6 protein-coding genes and 1 pseudogene are annotated in these 8874 nt (G+C 72.6%); 2 read left to right on the plus strand and 5 right to left on the minus strand.

Annotation, left to right across the window (positions count from 1 at the left end; translation table 11 throughout):
* Positions 1 to 59 precede the first annotated feature (59 nt).
* Entirely contained in the window at positions 60 to 1298 is a 1239-nt protein-coding gene (locus BFF77_RS29610; protein WP_066956039.1) for an ROK family transcriptional regulator, read from the plus strand.
* Positions 1299 to 1452: 154 nt separating this feature from the next.
* On the opposite strand, the gene xylA is transcribed toward BFF77_RS29610, so the two are convergent.
* Positions 1453 to 2622: a xylose isomerase gene (xylA, locus tag BFF77_RS29615; protein ID WP_066956042.1), complete on the minus strand. Its 1170-nt coding sequence runs from the start codon at positions 2620 to 2622 to the stop codon at positions 1453 to 1455.
* 287 nt (positions 2623 to 2909) lie between these two features.
* Between xylA and xylB the strand changes: the two genes are divergently transcribed.
* Complete coding sequence (gene xylB / locus BFF77_RS29620; protein ID WP_066956063.1) at positions 2910 to 4397, plus strand: xylulokinase; 1488 nt, start codon at positions 2910 to 2912, stop codon at positions 4395 to 4397.
* 116 nt (positions 4398 to 4513) lie between these two features.
* On the opposite strand, the gene BFF77_RS29625 is transcribed toward xylB, so the two are convergent.
* The 4 genes and pseudogenes from BFF77_RS29625 to BFF77_RS37285 all read right to left on the minus strand — a co-directional run.
* Positions 4514 to 5428, minus strand: coding sequence for a LysR family transcriptional regulator (locus BFF77_RS29625; protein ID WP_066956045.1), 915 nt, complete (start codon positions 5426 to 5428; stop codon positions 4514 to 4516).
* Between the two features lie 105 nt (positions 5429 to 5533).
* Positions 5534 to 6730, minus strand: a complete 1197-nt coding sequence (locus BFF77_RS29630; protein WP_066956056.1) for a glycine C-acetyltransferase — start codon at positions 6728 to 6730, stop codon at positions 5534 to 5536.
* A gap of 165 nt (positions 6731 to 6895) precedes the next feature.
* Positions 6896 to 7930, minus strand: coding sequence for an L-threonine 3-dehydrogenase (tdh, locus tag BFF77_RS29635; protein WP_066956058.1), 1035 nt, complete (start codon positions 7928 to 7930; stop codon positions 6896 to 6898).
* Between the two features lie 188 nt (positions 7931 to 8118).
* Positions 8119 to 8874: pseudogene (locus tag BFF77_RS37285) on the minus strand (hypothetical protein); the annotation flags it as partial.

Genomic DNA, 8874 nt, shown 5'->3' on the forward strand with positions numbered 1-8874 from the left:
GCCCTCACCCGACCGCCCTGTCCCTCGCGCGACGCGCATCACATAGGCTCGGCCGCGAGATGAACACCAACCACACATCCCTCGGCCCCAAGGCCGACAAAGAGACGGTGCGCCGGCACAATCTGAGCCTTGTGCTGCGGGCGGTGCGGGACGAGGGAGAGGCGACCCGGGCCGGGGTGGCGGCGCGGGTGGGGCTGACCAGGGCCGCGGTGTCGTCGTTGGTGGAGCAGTTGCTGGAGAGCGGCTTCCTCTCCGAGTCGGGCAAGACGTTCAGCGGACAGGCCGGGCGCCCGGGCACCGTGCTGAAGGTCACACGCTCCGGGCCCGCGGGTATCGGTGTCGAGATCAATATCGACTATGTGTCGGTGTGCGTGGTCGATCTGTCCGGCACCGACCGGGTCCGGCTCACCGAACACATCGACAACCGCGGCGCTCCCCCGGCCGAGGTGCTGGCGCGTGGCGCCCGGATCGCGGCCCGTACGCTGGAGTCCGCCGCGGAACAGGAGTTGATCCCGGTGGGGGTCCAACTCGCCCTGCCGGGGCTGGTGTCGGGAGGTACGGTCCGTCAGGCGCCGAATCTCGGCTGGAACCGGGTCCCGGCGGAGGAGCTGTTCGCGGGGGCGCTGGCCGAGCTGCGGCCCGATGTCCCCGCGCTGCCGGTGAGTTCGGAGAACGAGGCCAATCTGGCGGCGCTGGCGGAGCTGTGGTTCGGAGGGCTCGGCCCACTGCGCACGTTCCTCTATCTCACCGGCGAGATCGGGGTCGGGGGCGCGCTGGTGCTGGACGGCGAACTGCTGCGCGGGGCGCACGGGTTCGCCGGAGAGATCGGCCATGTGGTGGTCGACGCGAAGGGACCGCTGTGCCGGTGCGGCTCGCGTGGCTGTCTGGAGCAGTACGCGGGCCAGTCCGCGCTGCTGCGCGCGGCAGGCATCGACGAGAACTCGGGAGTGCCGGGCGTCGCCGAGCTGGAGCGCCGGGCGCGCGGGGGCGACCCGCAGGCCGTGGCGGCCGTCGAACAGGCCGGAGTGATGCTGGGCCGGGTGCTGTCGGGCTCGGTGAACCTCTTCGACCCGGACGCGGTCGTGCTGGGCGGGATCTACCGCGAGCTGATGCCCTGGCTGTCCCCGTCGGCCGACCGCGAGCTGACGGCCCGCGTGGTATCGGGCCTCTGGCCCCGCGACAGCGGTCGCCTACGCGCGTCCTCCTCGGCGGGCGACGCGGCCCGGGGCGCGGCGGCCCTGGTGGTACGAGCGGTCCTGGCGGACCCGGTGGCGTACGTCCGGCGGACCACGGAGTAGGAACACGTGCCACCGCGCGCGGTGGCCGTGGACGCGCGGGCGCCGGGCGGGCACGGGCGTGCGCGTGACCGCCGCCCGCGGTGGGAGCGGGCGACGGTCACGGCGTGCGAGGAGGGGCAGGGCCGCCGGGCCCCGCCCCGGGTAGGTGTCCGGGTCAGCGGACGCCGAGCAGGTGGTCCATCGCGAGCTGGTCGAGCTGCTCGAAGGCCATGCCGCGCGTCGCCGCCGCCTCCGCGTCAAAGTCCTCGTACGCGGAGCGGTCCGCGAGCAGCGCGGCCACTCCGTCCGCGGCCGTGGGCAGCGCCAGCTCGTCCAGCCGCGAGGCGCGCAGCGCCTCCTGGACCACCGGGTCGGCCCGGAACGCGGTGGCGCGCTCCTTGAGGATCAGATAGTTGCGCATGCAGCCCGCCGCCGACGCCCACACGCCATTGAAGTCCTCGGTCCGCGGCGGCTTGAAGTCGAAGTGCCGCGAGCCGTCCCAGCCGGCGCTCTCCAGCAGATCGACCAGCCAGAAGGCCGCACGCAGATCCCCCGCGCCGAAGCGCAGGTCCTGGTCGTACTTGATGCCGTTCTGACCGTTGAGGTCGATGTGGAAGAGCTTGCCCGACCACAGGGCCTGGGCGATGGAGTGCGGGAAGTTCAGCCCGGCCATCTGCTCGTGGCCGACCTCCGGGTTCACGCCGTACAGCTCGGGCCGCTCCAGACGCTCGATGAACGCCAGGGCGTGGCCGACCGTGGGCAGCAGGATGTCGCCGCGCGGCTCGTTCGGCTTGGGCTCGATGGCGAACCGGAGGTCGTATCCCTGCTCGGTGACATACGCGCCGAACAGGTCGAAGGCCTCCTTCATCCGCTCCAGGGCGAGCCGTACGTCCTTCGCCGCGCCCGACTCCGCGCCCTCCCGGCCGCCCCAGGCCACAAAGGTCTTGGCGCCCAGCTCGGCCGCCAGGTCGATGTTGCGGAGCGTCTTGCGCAGCGCGAAGCGGCGCACGTCCCGGTCGTTCGCGGTGAACGCGCCGTCCTTGAAGACCGGGTGCGTGAAGAGGTTGGTGGTGACCATCGGCACCACCAGACCCGTCGAGTCCAGCGCCTGCCGGAAGCGCTTGATGTGCGCCTCGCGCTCCGCGTCCGACGAACCGAAGGGTATGAGGTCGTCGTCGTGGAAGGTCACGCCGTACGCGCCCAGCTCGGCCAGCCGCTGTACGGACTCGACGGGATCCAGCGCCCTGCGGGTCGCGTCCCCGAACGGATCCCTGCCCTGCCAGCCCACGGTCCACAGACCGAAGCTGAACTTGTCCGCCGGGGTGGGAGTGAAGCGTTCCGTCATTCTCTGGCCGCCTTCGATACCTCAGGTCCGGCACGTGCCGACCTTTTTGTTTCCTGACATGACTAATAATGCACGTCGGCACGGATGCGCAAAACCCCCGGGGGGCCGCTCATCACCACTCATCGCCGCGCACCCCACGCGCACCCGGCGGATACGGACGCGTACGGTCGTACACCGGCGAGGATCCGCCACCCCCGTTCCGGTGGGCCGCGCCATCGCGTAATTTGTTTCTCCCACGTCCAAAAGTGCGTCGGCCAGCGAACTCCAGCAAGGGAAGAGGTATGTCCATGTCGCAGAGCCCGGTGGTCGGCCCGGTCGTCGTCGGCGTGGACAGTTCCACCCAATCGACCAAGGCCGCCTTCACGGACGCGGCCACCGGCCGGCTGCTCGCCGTGGGACGCGCGCCGCACCGGGTGACCGGCGAGGGCGGCGCGCGCGAGACCGACCCCGAGGTGTGGTGGAACGCGCTGCGCGAGGCGGTGGCCGCCGGCCTCAAGGAGTCCGGCGTCGACGCCTCGGCCGTCGTCGGGATCGCCGTGGCCGGGCAGCAGCACGGACTGGTCGTGCTGGACCGTACGGGCCGCCCGCTGCGCCCGGCGCTCCTGTGGAACGACACCCGCTCGGCCCCGCAGGCCGCCGCGCTCACGGAGGCGCTCGGCGGGCCCGCCGCCTGGACGGCCCGGACCGGTTCCGTACCGGTCGCGTCGATGACGGCCTCGAAGTGGCAGTGGCTGCGCGAGCACGACCCGGCCATCGCGGGCGCCACGGCGGCCGTCCGGCTTCCGCACGACTTCCTCACCGAGCGCCTCTCGGGTGTCGCCGCCACCGATCCCGGCGACGCCTCGGGCACCTGCTGGTATTCGACGGCCACGGGTGAGTACGACCCGGAGCTGCTGGCCCTGCTCGGTCTCGACGCCGAGCTGCTGCCCACCGTCGCCGCGACCGGCGCCGCCCGGGTCGGCTCACTCACCGCCGGGTCCGCGGCGGAGCTCGGGCTGCCCGCGGGCATCGCCGTCGCGGCGGGCACCGGCGACAACATGAGCGCGGCCATCGGTCTGGGCTTCGGAGGCGGCGGGCTGCTGGACCATCCGGTGCTGAGCCTCGGCACCTCCGGCACGGTGTTCGCCGCCACCCGTACCCGCCCCGGCACTCCCGCGCTCGCGGGATTCGCCGCGGCGGACGGCACGTATCTGCCGCTGGCCTGCACACTCAACTGCACACTCGCGGTGGACAAGGTGGCGGCGCTGCTCCGGCTGGACCGGGAGGACGCGGTGCCGGGCGGCGAGGCCGTCCTGCTGCCGTATCTGGACGGCGAGCGGACCCCCGATCTGCCGGCCGCCTCGGGTCTGCTGACCGGACTGCGCCATGACACCACCCCGCAGCAACTGCTGGGCGCCGCCTACGAGGGTGCGATCGTGACCGTCCTGCGCGCGCTGGACGAAGTGCTGCGTGCCTGCGGTCTCGACCCGGCCGATCCGGAGGTCGCGGCCCGGCCGCTGCGGCTGGTCGGCGGCGGCGCGCAGGGCCGTATGTGGGTGGAGACGGTACGGAGGCTCTCCGGCCGCCAGTTGATCGTCCCGGCCAGCGGCGAGCTGGTCGCCCTGGGAGCGGCGGCGTTGGCCGCGGGCGCGGCGACGGACGGGGACGCAGTGGCGATCGCGGCGTCCTGGCAGACCGGTGAGGGCGAGGAACTGCCTCCGGTGGAGCGGGACATGGAGACCTGGGAGCGGGTGGGATCGGTGCTGGACCGAGCTGCGCCGAGCCTGCTGTCGTAGGAGCGCGCGCCTATGCCCGCCGAGCCGGGCGGCGGGCGCGCCGGACGGTGTGCGGGGCGGGCGCGCCGGGGCCGATACGTGTCCGCCGGCCGGCACAGGCGGCCGGCACAGGCCGGTCAGCCGGGGGGCAGGGCCGCCGCCGCCTGGGCCAGGGCGTCCAGGACCGGGCGGATCAGCGGATGGTCCTCCGCGCCCCGGCGTACGGCGGCGAAGACTCTGCGGGTCGCGGCCGGGCCGGACACGGGACGTACGACGGTGCCCTTCAGCTCCATCCCGCGCAGCGCCGACCGCGGCACGAGCGCGACGCCTGCGCCCGCTCCGGCGAGCGCGACGACCGCGCGGAAGTCGTCCGAGGAGTGGGCGAGGCGCGGCTCGAAGCCGGCCAGTTCGCAGGCGAGCTGTATCACGTCGTGGCAGGGGTTGCCGGGGTAGGGACCGATCCACTCGCTGTCGGCGAGCGAGGCGAGCGAGACCTCGGCGCTCAGGGCGAGCGGGTGCGCGGCGGGCAGGACCGCGTCGAACGGCTCGGCGTACAGCGGCACCCGGGAGAGCCGCAGATCGTCCTCGCGCGGCGCCCCGCGGTACTCGACCGCGACCGCCAGATCCGCCTGTCCGTCCAGCACCATGGGCAGGCTCTCGTCGCCCTCGGCGTCCCGCACACGCACCCGGATGTCCGGATACGGTCCGGCCAGCAGCTGGAGCGCGGGGGCCAGCACCTCCGCGATACCGGTGGCGAACGCGACGACCGTCACCTCGCCGGCCGAGCCGCCCGCGTACGCCGCGAGCTCCGCCTCGGCCCGTTCGAGCTGCGCGAGCACGGCGTGCGCATGACCGAGGAGAATCTCACCGGCCGCCGTCAGCCGTACGCCCCTGCCGCTGCGGGTCAGCAGCGCGTGACCTGTCTCCTGCTCCAGCACGGCGAGCTGCTGGGAGACGGCGGAGGGGGTCAGATACAGCGCGGCAGCCGCGGCGGTGACCGTACGGTGGTCCGCCACGGCCCGCAGTATGCGCAGCCGCCGTGCATCAATCACCGGGCCATCCTGCCAGGTGGAACGGCCCCGGGCACCTGCCGGCCGGGTCCGGTACGGCGGTGCCGGACCCGAGGGGCCCGGCACCGCCGTACCGCGCGTGCCTCGTCAGCTCGCCCCGCGCATCGCCTCCCGCGCGTCGATGAACGCCGCCACCGCGCGCTCCACGTCCGCCGTGGAGTGCGCCGCCGAGAGCTGGACCCTGATCCGCGCCCGGTCCATCGGTACGACCGGATACGAGAAACCGATCACATAGACGCCGCGCTCCAGCAGCAGCTCCGCCATCCGGGCCGCCTCCGCCGCGTCGCCGATCATGACCGGGGCGATGGCGTGGTCGCCGGGCAGGATCTCGAAGCCCGCCTCGGTCATCCTGGTACGGAAGAGCGCGGTGTTGGCGTTCAGCCGGTCCCGCAGTTCGCCCGCGCTCTCCAGCAGGTCGAGGACCTTGACGGACGCGGCGGCGATGACCGGGGCGAGGGAGTTGGAGAAGAGATACGGGCGGGAGCGCTGGCGCAGCAGGGCGACGATCTCGGCGCGCGCCGCGACATAGCCGCCGGAGGCGCCGCCCAGGGCCTTGCCCAGCGTGCCGGTGAGGATGTCCACGCGGTCCATCACACCGTGCAGTTCCGGGGTGCCGCGACCGCCGGGGCCGACGAAGCCGACGGCGTGCGAGTCGTCAACCATGACCATCGCGTCGTACCGGTCGGCCAGATCACAGATCTCGGCGAGCGGCGCGACATACCCGTCCATCGAGAACACGCCGTCCGTGACGATCAGCCGCCGACGCGCGTCCTGCGACTCCTTGAGCCTGGTCTCCAGCTCGCCGAGGTCACGGTTGGCGTAGCGGAGGCGCCGGGCCTTGGAGAGCCGGATGCCGTCGATGATGCTGGCGTGGTTGAGGGCGTCGGAGATGACCGCGTCCTCCGCGCCGAGCAGGGTCTCGAAGACTCCGCCGTTGGCGTCGAAACAGGAGGAGTAGAGGATCGTGTCCTCCTGGCCGAGGAACGCGGAGAGGCGCTGCTCCAGCTCCTTGTGGATCTCCTGCGTACCGCAGATGAAGCGTACGGAGGCCATGCCGTACCCCCATCGGTCCAGCGCGTCCTTGGCGGCGGCGACGACCTCGGGATGGTCGGCGAGGCCCAGGTAGTTGTTGGCGCAGAAGTTGAGGACCTCACCGTCACCGCCCGCGGTGACGGCGACCGAGGCGCTCTGCGGGGTGGAGATCACGCGCTCGGGCTTGAAGAGACCGGCGTCGCGGATCTCACCGAGGGTGGCGGACAGTTCGTCCCGTACGGACGCGTACATAAACAGCACTGCCTTTCTTTTCGGGGCCCGGTTCGCCTCGGGGCACCTCGTGTCGATGCCGGCACTCGACCGTGCTCGGCCCCTGGTACCTCGGGGCCGCCGCCCGCGCGGCGGTGGGCGGCCCGGGTGAAACCGGCGCGGGAACGGCGGTCAGGTGGTCGGCGGTCAGGTGGTCCAGTCGAGGATGATCTTGCCGCTGCGCGCGGTCGACGCCTCGTCGAACGCGGCGTCGAAGTCCTGGTAGCGGTAGCTGCCCGTGATGACCGGGGTCAGATCGAGCCCGCCTTCGAGGAGGACCGTCATCGCGTACCAGGTCTCGAACATCTCGCGGCCGTAGATGCCCTTGATCGTGATCATCGATGTGACGATCTTCGCCCAGTCGACGGCGAACTCCTGCGCGGGCAGGCCCAGCATGGCGATCCGGCCGCCGTGCGTCATGTTGTCGATCATGTCGCGCAGGGCCTCCGCGCGGCCGGACATCTCCAGACCGATGTCGAAGCCCTCCTTGAGACCCAGCTGCCGCTGCGCGTCCGCGATTCCGCTGCCCGGAGCGGAGACGTCGAGGGCGAGTGTGGCACCGGCCTTGCGGGCCAGGGCGAGGCGGTGCGGGCTGACGTCGGTGATCACGACATTGCGCGCGCCCGCGTGCCGGGCGACGGCCGCCGCCATGATGCCGATCGGGCCCGCGCCGGTGATCAGTACGTCCTCGCCGACGAGCGGGAAGGAGAGCGCGGTGTGCACCGCGTTGCCGAAGGGATCGAAGATCGCGGCGACATCGAGAGGCACCTCGGCGCGGTGCACCCAGACGTTGGCGGCGGGGAGGACGACATACTCGGCGAACGCGCCGTCGCGGCCGACACCGAGTCCGACGGTGCTGCGGCACAGATGTCTGCGGCCGGCGAGACAGTTGCGGCACTTGCCGCAGACGAGATGGCCCTCGCCGCTGACAAGGTCGCCCACGGTGATGTCCCGCACGTCCGTACCGACGGCGGCGACCTCTCCGACGAACTCGTGGCCGAGGACCCTGGGTGTGGTGACGGCCTGTCTGGCCCAGCCGTCCCAGGACCGGATGTGCAGATCGGTGCCGCAGATGCCGGTACGGAGCACCTTGATCAGTACGTCGCCGGGCCCGGCCTCCGGTTCCGGCACATCCATGAGCCAGAGCCCCGGCTCGGCCTTCTGCTTCACAAGTGCCTTCATGGACGGCGGCTCCCGGCGTGACGGTGCTGTTCGGTGACCAGTGACCGTCGTCGGCGACGGGCGACCCGACCCGGTCGTCGATGATCACTGTTCGGTGGTCGGACACCAATCTGCCGATCACCGGCCGTACCGTCCATCGAGGATTTCTTAAGCCGCCCCACAGCACAGCTTCACGGCCCTGACAGGGCCTACGTCCGGCAGCGTCTTCGCCGGCGGCGACGGGTGCGTGGTTCGGGGCCGGGAGTCTCGCCGTCGGCGGGCCCACGAGGGTGGGGAACGGCGAACCCGCCCGGCAAGAACATCAGCGGAGCCGGCACGGTCCGGAAAGTGACCGCGGTCTCGGCCGACCGGGTGAGTGCACCGTCCGGCGCGGGCCTGACGGGAGCGGTCTCTTCGCCGGAGGCGGTCCGGCCGCCCGCGTCCGACGGAACGTCGGCAGCCTCCGGAGCGTCCGGTGCCGCCGACGCGTCCGGAGCCACCGTCAGTCCGTACGGAGCCGCCGGAGCGTCCGGAACCGCCGGTGGCCCGGCAGCGGGTCGTCCGTCGGCGGCCTCGGGCCGCGCGGCGGGACCGGGCACCGGCTCCCGCTCCCGCTCCGGACTTGTCGGTGACTCCACCAGCAGCCGTGCCGCCGGCGTATGCGTCAGCAGCACGACCCCGCGCGCCGCGACCACCGCGCCGACGAGCGCCGCGGCGACGCCCACCGCGCCGCCCTGGAGGCGTTCGCCCAGAAGTGTCAGCCCTATGACCGCCGCACCGACCGGATTCGCCAAGGTCAGCACCGCGAGCGGGGCGCCCAGGCCGCCGTGGTAGGCGGTCTGGGAGAGCAGCAGGCCGCCGACCGCGAAGGCCGCGACCAGCAGTGCCACGATCATCACCTGCCACAGCGCCGGCCCGTTCCCACCCGGTCCCGGACCGCCCGGCACCCGGCCTCCCGCGGCGGC

The sequence above is a fragment of the Streptomyces lushanensis genome (genome assembly GCF_001700515.1).
GTDB lineage: Bacteria > Actinomycetota > Actinomycetes > Streptomycetales > Streptomycetaceae > Streptomyces > Streptomyces lushanensis.

Excerpts from the sequence above, each read along its gene's own strand:
- BFF77_RS29610 (WP_066956039.1), top strand. The coding sequence starts at position 60 with ATGAACACCAACCACACATCCCTCGGCCCCAAGGCCGACAAAGAGACG.
- xylA (WP_066956042.1), bottom strand. The coding sequence starts at position 2,622 with ATGACGGAACGCTTCACTCCCACCCCGGCGGACAAGTTCAGCTTCGGT.
- xylB (WP_066956063.1), top strand. The coding sequence starts at position 2,910 with ATGTCGCAGAGCCCGGTGGTCGGCCCGGTCGTCGTCGGCGTGGACAGT.
- BFF77_RS29630 (WP_066956056.1), bottom strand. The coding sequence starts at position 6,730 with ATGTACGCGTCCGTACGGGACGAACTGTCCGCCACCCTCGGTGAGATC.
- tdh (WP_066956058.1), bottom strand. The coding sequence starts at position 7,930 with ATGAAGGCACTTGTGAAGCAGAAGGCCGAGCCGGGGCTCTGGCTCATG.